The sequence below is a fragment of the Gemmatimonadota bacterium genome (assembly GCA_030747075.1).
Classification (GTDB): domain Bacteria; phylum ARS69; class ARS69; order ARS69; family ARS69; genus ARS69.
This window is the reverse complement of sequence record JASLLL010000021.1, coordinates 1-17293: the sequence shown is the minus strand read 5'-3', so window position 1 is coordinate 17293 and position 17293 is coordinate 1. Positions and strand designations below refer to the sequence as shown.

The window sequence follows — 17293 nt, the reverse complement described above, 5'->3', positions numbered from 1 at the left end:
AACGCGGGAGTCTAGCCTGCCCCACTTGCCCGACTCCAGACTATAACGGTGAAGCTCCCGCGTTCTTTTCGCTTCGCGCACGGCCGTGGTAGGCTCCCGCCTCTTCCGACCACCCGCGCGAACTCACGGAGACGAGCGTGAAGAGGATCCCATGGGTTGTGAAGTTCGTGGCTGTTCAACTGGCCATCCTTCTCCTCGTGGGCGAAGTGGGTCTTCGTGTTCTTCACTCGCGGAGCGACACGCTTCGCGTGCTTCTCTTCATGCCGTCCATCACCAGCGAGTTTGATGAACTCGACACACTTCCCGACCTCATGAGCCGGACGATCATTGGCTACTCCCCGTATGAACGGCACGCCGGGTTTCTCAGCAACTCCCGGGGTTTCCGGACACCCGAGTATTCCCTGGAGAAGGAGGACGGCACGCGGCGAGTCGTCATCATTGGAGACTCCTTCGCGTTCTCCTGTGCGGGGATTCCATTTGCGGAGCACTGGCCACAACTTCTGGAAGCGCGGCTCCAGGACCAGCGCGCGGAGACGGTGGAAGTTCTGACTCTGGCCGCGCCCGGCGTGGGGCCTCTCTTCGAGCGGCGGTTGTGGGAAATAGAGGGTTCGCGGATGGAGCCGGATGTTCTGCTTCTCCAACTGTTCGTGGGCAACGACTTCACCGACCACTACGAAGCGGACTCCGACGAGGCATGGACGGCCGGGCTGGCGCGCAGAAGCTACGCTGTGCGTCTCGTGCGCAACGGGTTGCGGGTTCTCGCTGCGCGAAAGGGGTCTTTGCACGCGGAGAGTTCAAGCACGGCCGAAGGCGAGAGCGCGCGCACCGGAGGCGTGGAGATGCCCGGGTATCGAGAGGAGTACCTGGCCCGCCCGCCGTTCCTTTCCCGCGAGCGTCTCATGCAGGTGGAGTCGCAGCGAGCGCGGTTGTGCGAAGCGTCGCAACACGCGTACTTCGTCGAGATGCTGGCACGCCTGACCGATGTCGTGGGCGACCTCCACGATCAGGTGGAAGCCGCCGGAGTCGAGTTTCGGGTCGTGATCATCCCCGACCGTTTCCAGGTGAATCCGAACGAGAGAGACGAGATTCTGGCGCGTCTGCGCAAGGATGGCCGTCTCTTCGACTGGGAGAAGCCGCAGCGGGGGATTGTGGAGTTCTGCCGCCACGAGGGGATTCCCGTGCTGGACCTGCTGGCGGCATCCCGGGAAGCGGCGCGCACGGAGACTCTCTACGATCCGGGCAATACGCACTGGAATCTCGACGGAAACGCATTTGCCGCTCGCGAGATTGCCGCCTGGCTGGGGTCGTTCCGTGCCAACCCGGAAGCTCCTTGAGGGCTCACCCCTGCTCGCGGTATCATAGGGACCCCCTTGATTCGGGCCGTCCGGCTTCCTCGATTTCCCCCGGCGCGATGTCCCGGAAACCTGCCACCTCGCTACGGAGGTCTGAGCCATGCCGCGCCGTCACTTCTTCTTCGCTTCCGGATTGCTGCTTGCCCTGGTGATGTTCGGCCCCTCGTCCGCGGTTGCGCTGGACACGCACACGGCGCCCGTTCCGGACGCGCCACGCCCGCAGGACGCCTGCGGTTCCTATGTGACGGCCGAGGAAGGGCGGGCCTTTCTCGAAAAGTGGGAAGCGGAAAGCGGGATGCCCGACCGTGTCCTTCCCGCCGGGCCGCACTATGTTTCGATCGCGCCGCACATCGTGCGCCGAACGGACGGGAGCGGCGGCCTTGCGGAGTCGCGCTACGAGGACGCGCTGGCCGATGCGAACGCCGCGTATGCCGCGACGGGGATGGTGTTCTACACGCTGGGCGCGATCGACTACATCGACGACGACGCCTTCTACTCCGGGATCAGCACCCTGGCCGAGATCAACGACCTCCGCACCACCAACACGGTCCCGGACGCGATCAACATCTACTTCACCGAAGTTCTGGCGTACGAGAACGGGAGCCTGTGCGGGATCTCCGCATTCACGACCAGTTCCGTGCAGGCGATCGCGATGCGGAACAGTTGCACGGCGACCGCCACGAACCACTCGACCTTCCCGCACGAGATCGGGCACTACTTCGACCTCTTCCACACCCACGAGCCGTACTTCGGTGACGAACTCGTGGACGGCTCCAACTGCGATGTGGCGGGGGATCTCCTGTGCGACACCCCGGCGGACCCGCGACTGGGGAGCGGAAATGTCACGAACGCATGTGAGTATGTCGGCGGGGAGACGGATGCCAATGGAGACCCCTACGCACCGGACCCCGCGCAGTACATGTCCTACTCGCTGAAGCACTGTCGGGATACCTTCACGCCCGACGGAGAGGCGAAGGCGTTGAGCACGCTTCTGAACGACCGCCCCAACCTGATCTCTCCGCTGACGGGCGTGATCGGGTCCGGGAACGGTGCGCCGGAGGCCGTCGATGGCGCCGGACTCCGTCTGGATGCCCCGCGTCCGAACCCCACCCGGGGCGGCGTTCTCGCCTCCTATGCGCTGGACGCTCCTGCTTTCGTCGAAATCACGGTCCACGACATTCGTGGTGGCCGCGTGGCTTCGCTGCGCGCGGGACTCCAGGCGGCGGGGGAGCACACCCTTCGCTGGAGCGGGCGTGACGCAGGCGGCGCGGAGACGGCCGCGGGAATCTACTTTGTGCGCGTGAAGGCGGCCGGGCGGGAAGCCGTGAGGCGCGTGCATCGCGTCCGATAGGCCGCGCCCTTCCCCGGATCGAAACAGGCGCACAGGGCCTTTCCAGGGACGCTCCGCCGCTTCTTGCAGGAATTGACGCTTCGTTGCGGAAATCAACAATGCGACAAAACCCCCAGCCATATGCTATACTTTTGGCGACCCAGCTTGTGCGCTCCTTCCCTTCGTAGTCCGGGAAGGGGCGACTGCATCGTGCTTTTGCGTCCGGGGGAACCAAATGGCCATGCTTCGCCCAGCGGGGATGTCACTTCTCGCCACGCTCCTCATGGTGGGTCCGGCCCCGTCCGGCACATTCACCGAGGACTTCTCCAGCACTGCGTTCCGGGATCCCGCCTTCACGACGGCGCTCTGGGACACGGCGGCGACGGAAGTGCGACTTCCCGCGTACTCACCCGAGGTCCTGGGGTCGCTCTCCCTGTCCGGGGCCGCGTCCGCCGTCTTTGTCGCGGATGATCGCGCATATGTCACCGACGCCCTCGGGAACCTTGCCGTCGCGGATGTGATCGATCCCGCCGCCCCCGTCCTTCTGGGATCCGTGGGTCTCGGCGGTTCGCCCTCGGCGGTGGTGCTTCGCGGCCCCCACGCGTATGTCGCGACCGGAGCTTCCGGTGTTGTCGTGGTGGATGTGTCCGACGCGTCCCTGCCGTTCGTGGCGGGGAGCATCGCGACGGCGGGTTCCGCGCGCGGGCTGGCCGTGGACGGGCGCCTGCTTTTCGTGGCCGCGGGCAGTGCCGGGTTGGCGCTCTTCGACCTGACCGACCCCGTGGCGGCCGTTGCGTTGGGTTCGCTCTCCACCGGGGGCGACGCGGCAGCCGTTGCCGTCGCCGGAGATCGCGCGTTTGTCGCCGACGGGAGCGGGCTGGTCGTCCTCGACACCGCCGACCCGTCGGCCCCCGTGCTGGTCGCCACGCTGTCCACCCCCGGGGATGCCCGGTCCCTCGCTCTCTCCGGGAATCACGCACTGGTCGCCGATGGAGCGTCCGGCGTGTGTGTGCTCGACATTGCCGATCCCTCGGCGCCCGCGATTCTCGGCACCGCGCCAGTCCCGGGAGACGCGTCTTCCATCGCCGTGTCCGGAGAGGTCGCATGGGTGGCGGCCGGGTCGTCCGGACTTCGCAAAGTGGACTTCTCCGACCCCGTGTTCCCGGCGGTTGTCGACTCGGCGGCGACCTCCGGCAGCGCGGATGCCGTAGTGCTGGCGGGAGGGTGCGCGTTCGTGGCGGACGGAGCGGGGGGGCTCGCCATCGTCGCTGTTCGTGCGCCTGTCCCGCCGATTACGGAAGGGGCGCTCTCCACGACTCGGGCGTTCAATTCCGACATCGCCGGGAACCACGCGTTTGTCGCCGACTGGACCGGCGGCCTTCTCATCGTCGATCTGTCCGATCCCGCCACGCCCACCGTGGTCGGGACGGCGTCGATCCCGATTCCCTGTCTCGATGTCGATGTCGACGGCGACTACGCCTATGTCGCGTGCAGGACGAGCGGCCTCGTGTCGGTGGACATTTCCGACCTGACGAATCCCGTGGAGATCGGCTCCGTGATCACCGGGGATCGTGCGATGAAGGTGGAGGTTGCGGGCGACTACGCGTTTGTGGCCTCGAAGTACGCCGGGCTTGTGATTGTGGACATCACCGACCCGACGAACCTGACCGTCGTCGGGTCGGTGAATGTCCCGGGCTCCGCGGAGGGTGTGGCCCTTTACGGAAACCACGCGTTTGTTCCCTCGCGCGCGGGCGGACTCTCCGTGATCGACATTTCCGACCCGGCGACTCCCGTGCTGGAGACCACCGTCACAATGCCCGGCTACACATTCGACATCGTGATCGAGGCCACGACCGCCTATGCCGTGGACGAAGTTCAGGGCGTGACAGTTCTCGACATCGGCGACCCCCTGTCACCGGTGATCGTGGGCGGTTACGACACGCCCGACATGGCGTACGGCGTGGCCGCCTCCGGGGACTTGCTGCTGGTCTGCGACCGGTACAGCGGACTCATCGCGCTCGATGTCTCCGACCCGACGCAACCCGCCCACCTCGGAACATGGGACTCGCCCGACTTCGCGCGAGGCGTCCTCTTCTTCGGCAACTCGGCGGTTCTCTCCGACGAGTACTCCGGACTCCATGTTCTTCGCGTCTTCGACGACGACCTCGACCGGACGGCCAATCGTGCCGGATCTCTCCCCGTGGTGGTGACCGCAGACAACATGGCGGCGGCTCGGCTGTCGACGGTGCAATCGGAGACCGTCGACTGGGAAGTCACTCTCGACGGCGGGGCAAGCTGGGCGCAGATCCCGGCGGACGGGCAGTGGCAGAGCGGGCTTGCGCCGGGGACCTCCCTTGCCTGGCGTTCGACCCACGCCGTTTCCGCGCTCGATGTGAACCCGTCCGTCTCTTCGCTGACGGTCGACTGGTTGAGTGAGTCCGCTTCGATTCTCTCCGTTGCGGATGTGCCCTCCGATCAGGGCGGCTGGGTCTATGTCCAGTTCGAGCGATCCGGCTACGACTTCCCGGGACTCCCCCTGCCCGCAGCGAACTATACGCTCTGGCGGCGTGTCGATACCCGCGGCGCGCGAGCCGATCGGGCGGTTCTGATCGTGGACGATGACCTTTTCGTGAAGGACGAGATGGCGCGCGACTTCCCGCCCGGGACATGGACCCCGGTCGGAAGTGCTCCCGCCATGCAGTGGGACCACTACCTCGTCGAAGGACATACGGCAGGCGACTCCACAGACGCTGCGGTCGTTCAGTCGGTGTTCGTCGTGAGCGCGCATACGGTGGACCCGGGCATCTGGTTCGTAAGCGCAGCGGACAGCGGCGTCTCAGTTGACAATCTTCCGCCCGCCGTTCCCGACAGCCTGGTGTTCGCGTCTCAGAGCCTGGCATGGGAGTTCTCCCCGAGCGCGGACTTTGCGCACTTCAGTGTGTACGGCGGACCGGTCGATGACTTCGCTGCCGCAACACTCGTGGCGCACACGCTGGACACGACCATGGATGTCTCCGGCGCGGTGTACCCATGGTACTTCGTGACGGCTCTCGACTACTCGGGGAACGAGAGCGATCCGGCCACGGTCTCCGGTGCGACTGCTTCCGGCGCGGACGAATCGGCCTCCGGCGCGGCGTCGTTCGCGCTCTTCGGAGGCAGTCCGAATCCCTTCCGCGCCGCGACCGTCATCTCCTTCGACATCCCCGATGCGGGAAGGGCTGTTGTGGCCGTTCACGATGTGTCGGGTCGTCGGGTGGCCACGCTGTTCGACGGCGAGGCGGCGGCCGGAAGGCATCTGGTGCACTGGTCCGGGCTGGACCAACTCGGCGCGTCGGCGGCGCCGGGCATCTACTTCGTGACACTGGAGTCGGGGTCGCGCATGGCGACGGAGAAGGTACTGAGGCTGAGGTAGCAGCGTGATTCTGACGGGGAATGCGGGTGCGGGCGAGGAGCGTCTCTGCGTCGAGGTGCGCGAGAGGAGTCGTCGGTTGGAAGACTGGATGATGCGGCAGGCTCGCGGTCTGGGGATTGCCGCGTGCATAACACTGGTCGCTACGCACGCATCGGCAGCGTATGTGGAGGATTTTGCGACGACGGATTACATGGACGCCAGTGGAACGACGCTGAACTGGGACACGACGGTTGACCGGCTGGAACTCCCGGCAATCCCCCGGGAGGTGGGCATGGTGGCAGTTTCCGGCGAAGCGCACGCCGTCGTCTCCGCCGGGGATCATGCATTCGTCGCCGCCGGTACCGCCGGGTTTGCGGTGCTGGATGTTCGCGACCCCGGCACCCCCGCGACTCTCGCCACGCTCCCCATGCCCGGCGATGCGCTCGCGCTCACGCACTCCGGAGATCGCGTGTATGTGGCCTGCGGCTCGGCGGGCGTGGCGGTGGTGGATGTGACGGACCCTTCGGCTCCCGTGCGGGCGTTCACCCTGCCTACCCCCGGCGGCGCGTTCGGAGTCGTCGTGCACGGCGGGCACGCCTATGTGGCGGCGGGAGACTCCGGACTGGTGATCTGCGACCTCTCGGGTGGTGGAATCCCCGCGCACGTCTCGACCACTCCGACTCCCGGCCACGCAACGGATGTGGCACTGACCGGCAAGTACGCCTGCGTTGCGGACGGGCCTTCCGGCGTCGCATTGATTGATGTCTCAAACGCTTTCGCGCCCGCTCTTCTCACCAGCGTCTCCACCCCCGGGTCCGCAATGGGCGTCGCTCCCGCCGGATTGCTCGTCTATGTCGCGGACGGGCCCGAGGGTGTGTCCGTGGTCGATATTTCCAACCCGTCGGCACCCTTCCGGGCGGGGGGGTGGTCCGGCATCGGGGATGCCCGCGCCATCGTGGTCGACGGGAACTTCGCGTGCGTGGCTTTCGGAAGCGGAGGAGTCCTTCTGGTCGATGTGACCGACCCGGTGAATCCCGCCTTCGGCGAAACCGTCGACACGCCCGGAGTCGCCGGCATGCTGTCGCTGGCCGGGGAGCACGCGTGGGTGGCGGACGGGGTCGGGGGCGTTCGAGTGGTGCGCGTTCGCGCCTCCCGGATCGAGCCCGTTCCGGTGGGCTTCTGGCGCAGCTACGGGACCTCCCGCGGCGTTGCCGTCGAGGGAGACCTGGCGTTTCTGGCCATCGAGGGATGGGGGATGAAGATCCTCGACATCAGCGAACCCTCCCGGCCGAGGCTCATCGGCGAACTCATCACCCCGGGGTCCACGCTGGATGTCGCGGTATCCGGGACGCTGGTCGCGGTGGCAGACGGGCCGGAAGGCCTGTCCCTGGTGGATGTCACGGATCCCTCGGTACCCGTCACACTTTCGACGCACGCCGTCGGCGGGGAGGCGTTCGATGTCGCTCTGGACGGGGGGCGAGCGTGGGTTGCCGCGGGACTGGGAGGCACCGTTCTGGTGGACATCAGCGACCCGTTCGCGCCCGTCACTCTGGGGAGCGTACCCACGACCAGCATCACCAGCGCCGTAGCGGTGGATGGTGACCTGGCAGTCGTGGCGAACCACTGGGCGGGGCTTCAGGTGATCGACGCCACCGACCCCGGCAATCTTGACCTCGTGGGGACGCTGGATGTCCCCGGGGACTTCCAGGGTGTCGACATCGACGGGGACCTGGTGTGCGCCGCAATCGGCTGGAAGGGGGTGCTGGTGGTGGACATCACCGACCCGACGCTTCCCACAGTGACGGGAAGCGTGGATCCGTCCGGGGAGATTCACGACATCGTGATTTCCGGGAATCGCGCTTATGCCGCCGCCCGGTATGCCGGTCTGCAGGTGATCGATATCACCGATCCGTCCTCGCCCTTCCTCTCCATGAATGTGCCGGGGGACTTTGACGGACTTGCCTTCTCCGGAGACCTCCTGCTTCTGGCGGACAACTACTGGCCGCACACGCGGGAGCGCCTTCGGCTGTGGAGCGTCTACTCGCTGGAGCGGGAAGAGACGGCGAACACGGCGACCTCCCTGTCGCTGCCGCACCGGGACATGGGGGTCTTGTGGGCCCGGTTGACGACGGCGGAATCACCGGCAGTCGAATGGGAACTCAGTCCGTCCGGAGGCGAGACCTGGCAGGAACTCCCCGCGGACGGCTCGTGGGCGTGGTTGTGGGGCACCGGCGACGACATCCGCTGGCGGTGTGCGCTGAGGGAACCGGTGCCCGGAGAAGCACCGTCGGTGGACAGCCTGAAGATCGAGTGGCTCTACGATCCCCCGATTCTCCACAGCGCCACCGATGTTCCCGAGGACCAGGGAGGCTGGGTGGACCTTGCGTTCACGCGGTCCGGGCACGACTTCGACAATATCCCCACTCCGGCCCGGCAGTATTACCTCTGGCGTCGCGTGGAGGATCCGGTGCTTCGCGATCGCGTGCGGCGTGCCGAGGAGTCCTCGGATGAATCGACACTCCGGGGCGGAGGATCGCGGGGGGTCGACGGGCTGGATGTCCAGCAACTCAACGGCGCCCTCTATACGATCTCTCTGCGTGGTCGCTCGGGAGGTTTTCCCCCGGGAACCTGGGCGGCCGTGGAGGCCCTTCCCGCCGGCCGGAAGGAATCCTACACGGTCACCGTGCGGTCGCCGACCGACTCCACGGCGCAGCACTCGGGTGAGTCCGTGTATGTCGTGTCGGTTCATACGGTGGACCCGGCCGTCTGGTTTGTGAGTTCTCCGGTGACCGGCGTTTCCGTGGACAACCTCCCGCCGGGGAGGCCCACCGGGCTGTCTTTTACTGCGCCGACTCTGGCGTGGGTTCCTCCGGTTGACGGAGATCTCGATTTCTGCCGCGTGTATGCATCGCCCACTTCCGAACTTGCGGACGCGGAACTCATCGCTGAGACAACCCAGTGGATCTGGGAAGAGACCGGGGATCCCGCCGGGTGGTATTTCGTGACGGCGGTGGATGTTGCCGGAAACGAAGGGGATCCGGCGACGGTTGCGGGTGACGGCGTGACCGGAGTCGTGACGCCGGGTCTGCCGAGCGAGTTCGCGCTGTCACCGCCGGTCCCGAACCCGTTCCGCGTGGGCGCCACGATCCGTTTTGCGTTGCCCCGGAGCGTCCCCGTGGTGCTTTCGGTTCATGATGTGGCGGGCCGCCGGGTGCGCATTCTCGAGGACACGGCGCTTCCGGCCGGGCGTCATGCGCGGCTCTGGGACGGCCGGGACGATTCCGGTCGCCGGGTCTCACAGGGTGTGTACTTCGTCCGGCTCTTCGCGGGGGGATTCGGGGCGACGGGCAAGGTCGTTCACCGGCCCTGACGGATCCACTCTGGCGGGATCTCGCGCGCCACCGCCTCCGCGACCGTCTGATGCCCCAAGGCCGTCCAGTGCCGGTCGTTCGCCAGATACGCCTCTTCCGGGCGCGGAACCCTGCTCAGCGCTCCCGTCACATCGACGACCCGCACCCCCTCCGCGGGCGTGAGTCTGCGGAGCCGGCCGCGGCAGTGCCGCGTGGTCAGCGCGCTCAGGCGGTGCATGACTGCGTTGCCCACCACTTCGGTTCTCCGGGGAATCGTGACCAGCAGAAGCGGGATGTTCTCCCGGGCGCACCGCGCGGCGAGATTCTCCCGTGACGAGCAGGCGGCGCGAATGGCGTCCCCGCTCCCGTTGGCGACATGGAACTGAAGCGGTCGTGTTCGCCCTGCGGCCCAGCTCAGAACCCGGCTTCGCGCGATGAGTTTCGGAAGCAACGCATTCGGATCGAGGATGGTCGGGCGATACTCGTCGAGGCGGTCGGGGGCGAACCGGCGAATGCGCAACTCATCGACCGGATCGTTCGCGAGACTGAACGAAGAGACCACCACGCCGATGGATGCGTCCTGGAGGATTCGGTCCAGGAGCGCGTTCTGCTGAAAGACGCTGTATCCGGGAATGCCGGCATTCACGGTTCGGATCGGGATGCCGGGATGGCGCGTTCGGAGGATTTCTCCCACGCGGCGGCCGAACACTTCCTCTTCCGCCACCCCCCATCCGAATGCGTAGGAATCGCCGAGAAAGAGCACGCGAATGACATCACCCCCGTCATCGGCGACGGAAGTGGAGTTTCGCAGGCCGAGAGCATCGGAGCGAACGGGGGTCGGGTGATGGTCGCTGGGGAATCGGCCCTCCGCGAAAGGCGGGAAGATCCAGCCGACCAGGGAGTCGCGTTGGCACCGCAGGAATCCGGCCCTCGTCGGTGCTCCCGGGGCCGGCCGTCCGGCGGAGGCGCTCGGTTCGGGCGATTTGCCGACTCCGACCGCGCGAAAGGCGGTCTCGGCCACGACAAACGACAGAACGACCGAGACACTTACCGTCACCAGCGCGCCGGCCACTGCGCGTCCTCTCTGTCTGAAGCGCGGCATGAGCGGTCTCCCGGCGTATTCGGGGGGCTGCCGTCCTACTTGTAATATACTGCACTCGGTCCGCCGGGGGGCGCACTTGACCGCTGGCCAGATGTCTAGTACTGTGCCGGTCTCGGGCGAAGGGGGGGTGCCGGTGGATGTCGCGCGTTGTCTTCACAAGCTGGAAGCATCCAGGGATTACGACGGACAGATCGCCCATGTGGAAGAGATCCCCCCGCGAGAGGCGTGCTTCGCCCGGCCGGGCCACCCACTCCCGGAGCCGCTGGAAAAGGCACTTCAAGGGCTGGGGGTAGAGCAGCTCTACAGCCATCAGGTTCATGCGCTGGAGGAAGCGCGTGCGGGCCGAAATGTGGCGGTGGTCACTTCCACGGCCTCCGGGAAGACGCTCTGCTACACGCTGCCGGTTCTGGAGTCGTTGCTTGCGGATCCAGACTCCACGGCGCTCTTCCTCTATCCGACCAAAGCCCTCGCGCAGGATCAACTACGCGGCCTTCTGCGCGTTGCGGAGTTGTCCCCGGGCGTGGCGGAAGTCCTGCGCACCGGCACCTACGACGGAGACACTCCCGCGCACGGTCGCCGGAAGCTCCGGGATTCGGGCAACCTCGTGCTCACGAATCCGGACATGCTTCATTCGGGGATACTCCCCTATCACCTGAAGTGGACGCGGTTTCTGTCCGGACTTCGGTTTGTGGTGGTGGATGAGATTCATGCGTATCGCGGGATCTTCGGATCCCATGTGGCCAATGTGCTCCGCCGCCTGCGTCGCGTGTGCCGGCATCACGGGTCAGACCCGCGCTTCCTGTTGGGTTCCGCCACGCTTGCGAACCCGGGGGAGTTTGCCGGGCGACTCGTGGGAGAACCGGTTTCGCTGGTGGATCAGGACGGTTCTCCGCGCGGGCGCAAGAGTTTCGTGGTGTGGAATCCGCCCTTCCTGGACACGGCGAAGATGGACCGGCGCAGCTCCCATGTGGAGGCGCAACATCTCTTTTCCTCGCTGGTGGCGGACCGCGTGCAGACCATCTGTTTCTCGCGGGCACGGGTGACTGCGGAACTGATCCACCGGTATGCCCGGGAGTCACTCCAGCGCAGAAAGCCCGAACTGGTGGACTCGGTGCGCGCATATCGTGGCGGGTATCTTCCCGAGGAGCGGCGGGAGATCGAGAAGGACCTCTTCAGCGGGAAACTCCTCGGGGTGTCATCGACGAATGCGCTGGAGCTGGGCATTGACATCGGCACGATGGAAGCATCGATTGTCGTGGGCTTCCCCTCGACGGTGGCATCGCTCTGGCAACAGTCGGGTCGCGCGGGTCGGGGGAAGGAGGACGCGCTCACCGTCTTCGTCGCCTACAACGATCCGGTGGATCAGTATCTTGCGCGGAACCCGGACTATCTGTTCGGGTCATCGCCGGAGAGCGCGGTCATCGACCCTGAGAATCCGCACATTCTGGCGGCGCATCTGGAATGCGCGGCGTTTGAGCTTCCGCTGACGGATTCAGACGGAGAGCACTTCGGCCCCCGCACAGGAGAACTTGTGCGCGGACTGGATGGTGCGGGAAGAACCCGTCGCCTCGACGGGCGCAGTTACTGGGCGAACACAGACTTCCCGGCTCGGAATGTGGGCCTTCGGCATATGTCGTCGGACACTTACACCATTCTGGAAGCGCCGCCGCCCGGGCAGGCCGGCTCCGCGTTCCGGCCCGTGGTGCGGGAAGAGGGTCCGGCTTCGGAAGACGCGCGCGTCATCGGGAATGTGGATGCCATCTCGGCTCTGGAACTGCTCTACCCGGAGGCTGTTTACCTTCACGATGGAGAGACCTTTGTCGTTCGAGAACTGGACCTCACCGGGAAGACAGCCTTCGTGGAGCGCCGGGAAGTGGACTACTACACGACGCCGGTCATCGAGCAGACCGTACTCCTCCGGAATGAACGAGAAGCAGGAGAGTGGGCCGGGGCGATGCTCGGCTTCGGAGATGTGACGGTGTCGTGGTTCACCTCTTTCTTCAAGAAGGTGAAGTTCTTCTCCTCGGACTCCATCGGGTACGGCAATCTGGATCTTCCAAAGCAGCATATGGAAACCACCTCTTCGTGGATCACCGTGGGAGAGGACTTGCGGCGGGAGGTCACGGGAAAGGGCAAGAAGCCGGTGGAGGGGCTGGTCGGCGTGAGGAACCTGCTGATCAGCGTGATCGGCCTGTTTGCCATGTGCGACCGGGCGGACATTGGCGGCGTTGTGGACAGCCGGAATCTGGGGCAGCCGACCATCTTCCTGTACGACCGCTATCCCGGAGGGCTCGGGTTCGTGGAACACGCGTTCCGGGATCCGGCTCGCGCGCTTCGCGCCTGCCTGGAGCTTGTGCGGGAGTGCCCGTGCTCCGGGGGGTGCCCTTCGTGTGTGGGGCTGCCGGTTCTTCGGCCAGCGCAGCATCAGGATCCCGAAGCAGGCGGTGCGTGGCCCATTCCGGATCGGGAGGCCGCGCTCTTCATTCTCGAAGGACTGGTGGCGCGGGCTGAGGCGTCATGTCCGGCGTGACCGCTCCGGCGCGGGACTTGCGGGATATCCCGGGGGCGGGACCTCTCTCCGCGGGTGGCGTGGAAGTGACGGCCATTCGGCGGGAACTGGCGGAGCTTTTGCCGGGCGAAGATGCCGAGGCCCGGGCGCGTCGGGCGCTCGCGGACTTCGCGAGGAGGCCGCCGGAGAGCATGGACCACGGTCTCGCGGAAGCCGCGGGGTGTGCCCTGGAGGATCTGGTCGTACTGGATCTGGAGACGGCGGGCTTGTGGGGGAATCCGCTCTTTCTGGTGGGGCTGTTGCTGGTGGAGAACGGGCGTGCGGTGACGCTTCAGTTGCTGGCCCCGGACTACGCCCGGGAGGGGGCGGTCATTCGTGCAGCGAGCGCATTGCTGGCGGAACGCAGGGTGCTGGTGACTTTCAACGGGAAGTCGTTTGACGCGCCCTTTCTTCGGGAGCGCGGGGGGTTTCACGGCGTCGGGGATGTCATTGCGGCACAGATGAACCACCTGGACCTTCTTCACCCGGCGCGTCGTCGGTATCGCGATGAACTTCCGGATTGCCGTCTCCAGACTCTGGAACGCCATGTCACCGGGCTTCATCGTGCCGGAGACATCCCGGGAGATGAAATCCCGGCCGTCTATCACGAGTATGTGAGAACGGGAGACGCCGAACTGCTCGTCCCCGTATTGCACCACGGGAGGCTGGATGTGGTGACCACACTTCGGCTTCTCACCAACCTCCTGGGAGAGTGACTTGCGCGAGTACACACGCTCCTGCGAGGTAGACCCGTACCGTTCCGGCTGGACGCTTCGCGAGTTCCTCTGCCACCGGTTTCGTTACCGCCCGTGGGAGGTCTGGGCCGTGCGCATCGCCCGGGGTGCGCTGGCGGTCAACGGAGTCACGGCGGCCGCGGAGACGGTGGTGCGCAAGGGGGATCGCGTGACCTACTCCTTTGAGCACGAAGAGCCGGAGGTAGACCGGCGCATCGCCGTCCTGCACGAGGACGAAGAGGTGCTGGTGGTCGACAAGCCGGGGAATCTGCCGGTGCACGCGGGCGGGGCGTATATCTCCAACACGCTGATCGCCATTCTTCGGGAGCGGTGGGGCGCGGATCTGCGCCCGGCGCATCGTCTGGACCGGGACACCTCCGGGGTGGTGGTCCTGGCGAAGTCCGCGGATGCGGCGCGGCATCTGGAGCGCGAGTTTCGCAAGCGACGCGTGGCGAAGACCTACGCGGCGCTCCTCGAAGGGCGTCTCGGCGCAGAAGTGCAGGTGGACGCCCGGGTCGCGAGGGCGGATGGCGGGCGCACTTCCCGGCGGATGGTGGACGCCTCCGGGCAACCTGCGCGGACGCACTTCGTGCCGCTGGGGTACTCGGAGCCGCCCGAAGGGCCGGTTCGGACGCTGGTGCGCGTGGTTCCCGAATCCGGCCGGACGCATCAGATTCGTGTCCATGCGGCCCATCTGGGGCATCCGGTCGCGGGCGACCGGCTCTATGGCCCTCCGGACGGCGTGCCCCATCCGGCCTCCCACCTTCTTCACTGCGCCCGCGTCCGGGTGGCGCATCCATCCGGGCGGGGAATGCTGTGCGTTCAGGCCTCGATTCCTGACCGATTCCGGGTATTCTGGTACGGAGTACTCCCGTGGAACGACAAAGTCCCGGCCGGTGGCGCGGGAAAGTCATCGACCGAGGGGGGCCGCGCCTCCCGGCACGCAAAGGAAAGCGGATTGTGAAGACCATGGAATCGACAGACCCGAAGACGCGCTTCACCGAACTGGAAGGGCATTTCCCGCACTGGGAGAAGACCAAGGACATGGTCGACTCCCTGATCGACCTGATGCTGAACTACCGGCAGAGCGGCCACCCGGGCGGAAGCCGGTCCAAGGTCCACGCCATGGTGGCCACTCTTCTGGGCGGGTTCATGCGCTGGGACATTCGCAATCCGGAAAAGCCTTACGGAGACCGCGTTGTGCTCGTGGCGGGACACACGGTGCCACTGGTCTATGCGGTGCTGACCGTGTTGAACCATGCGCTTCGCTTGAAGTACGACCAGACCGGAGATGAGAAGTACCTCGTGACGGATGCGGACCGGCGGATGCTCCGCTGGGAGGACCTGCTGGACTTCCGATGCAACGGGGGGCTCGCCGGACACGCCGAGATGGAAGGCAAGACGCTCTTCCTCAAGTACAACACGGGCCCGTCAGGGCACGGTTCGCCGGCGGCTGCCGGGCAGGCCATGGCGCTCAAGCGTGCGGGCGCGGGCGGAGTTCGCGTTTTCGCGTTCGAGGGAGAAGGCGGTCTGACCGCGGGAGCCATCCACGAAACGAAGAACAGTGCGTGGGGGCTGGGTCTGGACAATCTTGTGTATGTCGTCGACTGGAACGATTACGGAATCGATCCGCGCTCGGCCTCCTCGGTCGTCTACGGGACTCCGCAGGACTGGTTCGGCTCCTCCGGCTGGAGAGTGTCGGCTGCGGAAGACGGCTCGGCATGGGCGGATGTGACGCGCGCGCTTCAGGGTGCCATCGAGGCGGAGAATCCGGACAGCGTTCCCTCCTGCGCCTACATGAAGACGATCAAGGGGCGCGGGTACATGGTCACCGGGGCCAGTTCGCACGGGGCTCCGCACAAGATGAACTCCGAGACCTTCTGGACGATTCGCAAGGAGTTCACGGAGAAGTACGGCATCGACTTCGAGGGGACGGACCAGCGTGCGCCGGAAGATCCCAAGGCTCAGCGGGAGCAGTACGCCGCCAATCTCCAGCGCGTGCTCAGCCTCTTCGAGAAGGATCCTGAACTTCTGGACTATATTGCGGACCGACTTGTGGAGATCGGGGGGATGGTCCCGGATTCGGTTCCCGGTGTGCAGGTGAATCCGGAGCGGACTCCTTTCGAGGACGCCCGCTTCTGGGACTATCGCAACTACCCGGAGGAAATGTGGGCCAAACCGGGAGAGAAGAAGCCCAACCGGGCCGCGCTGGCGACATGGGGTGCGTTCGTGAACACGCTGGGCCGCAAGGACTACGGGCGGCCGCTTTTCCTGGCGATGTCCGCGGATCTTGCGGACTCCACCAACATCTCCGGTTTCGCCAAGGGCTTCGGCGGGGAGGAAGGCTGGGGCTGGTACGAGAGAAGCGAGAACCCCGAGGGGGCGCTGCTCCCCCAGGAGATCACGGAGTTCGCGAACGCCGGAATCTGCACCGGGCTGGCGTGCACCAATCTCTCCATCTCGCCGCTTGAGAAGTTCAACGGGTTCTACTCGGCCTGCTCCACCTACGGCTCGTTCAGCTACCTGAAGTACGGCCCCATGCGGCTCTTCAGCCAGATCTCGCAGGACTCCGACATTCGGGTGGGCAAGGTGCTCTGGGTCGCAGGCCACTCCGGGCCGGAGACCGCGGAAGACTCCCGGACGCACTTCGGCGTTTTCGCGCCGGGGGTGACCGACCTCTTCCCGGAGGGGCGCGTGGTGAATCTGCATCCGTGGGAGTACAACGAAGTCCCGGTTATGCTTGGTGCGGCGTTCGCCATGGACTATCCGATCGTGGCGCTGCACCTCACCCGTCCGCCGGTGGAGATTCCTGACCGCGAGGCGCTGGGTATGGCGTCGCACCTTGAGGCCGCTCGCGGGGCGTACCTCATTCGGGACTGGGAGGAAGGAAAGCCAAAGGGCGGGACGGTGCTCGTCCAGGGAACCATGAGTACCGCCAATCTGCTGAAGGTTCTTCCCGAGATCGATCGGGCCGGGCTGAACGCGCGGATCGTCGCGGCGGTCAGCCCCCAGCTCTTTGCGCGGCAGCCAGAGGAGTATCGAAACAGCATTCTCCCGCCGGAGGCGCAGTTGGACATAACCTTTGTCACGAACCGTTCTCGCCGACTCATGTACGACTGGGTGAAGAATCCTGTGGCCCACGAGTACGCCATGTCCTCGGACCGGGACGACCGGTGGCGCACGGGGGGGTCCGTGGACGAAGTGATGGCCGAGGCGCACCTGTCGCCAGAGGACATCTTTGCGGGGATCGAGGGGTTTGTCCGGGACCGGAAGGAGCGGCTCGCGCGGACGCGGCGGATGCTGGATTCGCTGGCAGACTGACGCTGTATGCAGCGGGGCGTGTGAGGCTTCGGTTGTGTTCTGAAGATTGTTGTTGGCCCGATTCGTGCAGGGTATTCGGGCATGGAAGCGATTCGACCCAATGCCTGCCCGCACCGAGATTGTGCATCTCACGCTGACTCAACGGGTTGGCGATATACCCGCTGC

General features: G+C 66.0%; 9 protein-coding genes. 8 read left to right on the top strand and 1 reads right to left on the bottom strand.

What is annotated here, in order from left to right:
* Positions 1-137: 137 nt before the first annotated feature.
* From QF819_07715 to QF819_07700, 4 genes are all read left to right on the top strand, one after another.
* Positions 138-1334 carry a hypothetical protein gene (locus tag QF819_07715; GenBank protein MDP6803046.1) on the top strand — a complete coding sequence of 399 codons (1197 nt, stop codon included), beginning with the start codon at positions 138-140 and terminating at the stop codon, positions 1332-1334.
* Positions 1335-1452: 118 nt separating this feature from the next.
* Positions 1453-2703: a FlgD immunoglobulin-like domain containing protein gene (locus QF819_07710; protein MDP6803045.1), complete on the top strand. Its 1251-nt coding sequence runs from the start codon at positions 1453-1455 to the stop codon at positions 2701-2703.
* A 214-nt stretch (positions 2704-2917) separates the two neighbouring features.
* A complete protein-coding gene (locus QF819_07705; protein MDP6803044.1) occupies positions 2918-6094 on the top strand; it encodes a T9SS type A sorting domain-containing protein in 3177 nt (1058 codons plus the stop codon).
* Between the two features lie 4 nt (positions 6095-6098).
* On the top strand, positions 6099-9443 hold the full coding sequence (locus QF819_07700; protein ID MDP6803043.1) for a FlgD immunoglobulin-like domain containing protein: 3345 nt from the start codon (positions 6099-6101) through the stop codon (positions 9441-9443).
* Here QF819_07700 and QF819_07695 read toward each other — a convergent pair.
* Positions 9431-10525 (bottom strand): GDSL-type esterase/lipase family protein, encoded by a 1095-nt coding sequence (locus QF819_07695; GenBank protein MDP6803042.1) that lies wholly within the window; start codon positions 10523-10525, stop codon positions 9431-9433. The genes QF819_07700 and QF819_07695 overlap by 13 nt on opposite strands.
* A gap of 91 nt (positions 10526-10616) precedes the next feature.
* On the opposite strand from QF819_07695, the gene QF819_07690 reads away from it, so the two are divergent.
* From QF819_07690 to QF819_07675, 4 genes are read left to right on the top strand one after another with little or no spacing between them, the layout of a single operon-like run.
* The gene (locus QF819_07690; GenBank protein ID MDP6803041.1) at positions 10617-13055 is read left to right on the top strand and encodes a DEAD/DEAH box helicase; all 2439 of its coding nucleotides are present in this window, start codon (positions 10617-10619) and stop codon (positions 13053-13055) included.
* Entirely contained in the window at positions 13043-13789 is a 747-nt protein-coding gene (locus QF819_07685; GenBank protein ID MDP6803040.1) for a ribonuclease H-like domain-containing protein, read from the top strand. Before QF819_07690 ends, QF819_07685 begins: the two co-directional genes overlap by 13 nt.
* Before the next feature lies 1 nt (position 13790).
* The gene (locus tag QF819_07680; protein ID MDP6803039.1) at positions 13791-14771 is read left to right on the top strand and encodes an RluA family pseudouridine synthase; all 981 of its coding nucleotides are present in this window, start codon (positions 13791-13793) and stop codon (positions 14769-14771) included.
* Positions 14772-14776: 5 nt separating this feature from the next.
* Complete coding sequence (locus QF819_07675) at positions 14777-17128, top strand: transketolase (protein ID MDP6803038.1); 2352 nt, start codon at positions 14777-14779, stop codon at positions 17126-17128.
* Positions 17129-17293: the final 165 nt, after the last annotated feature.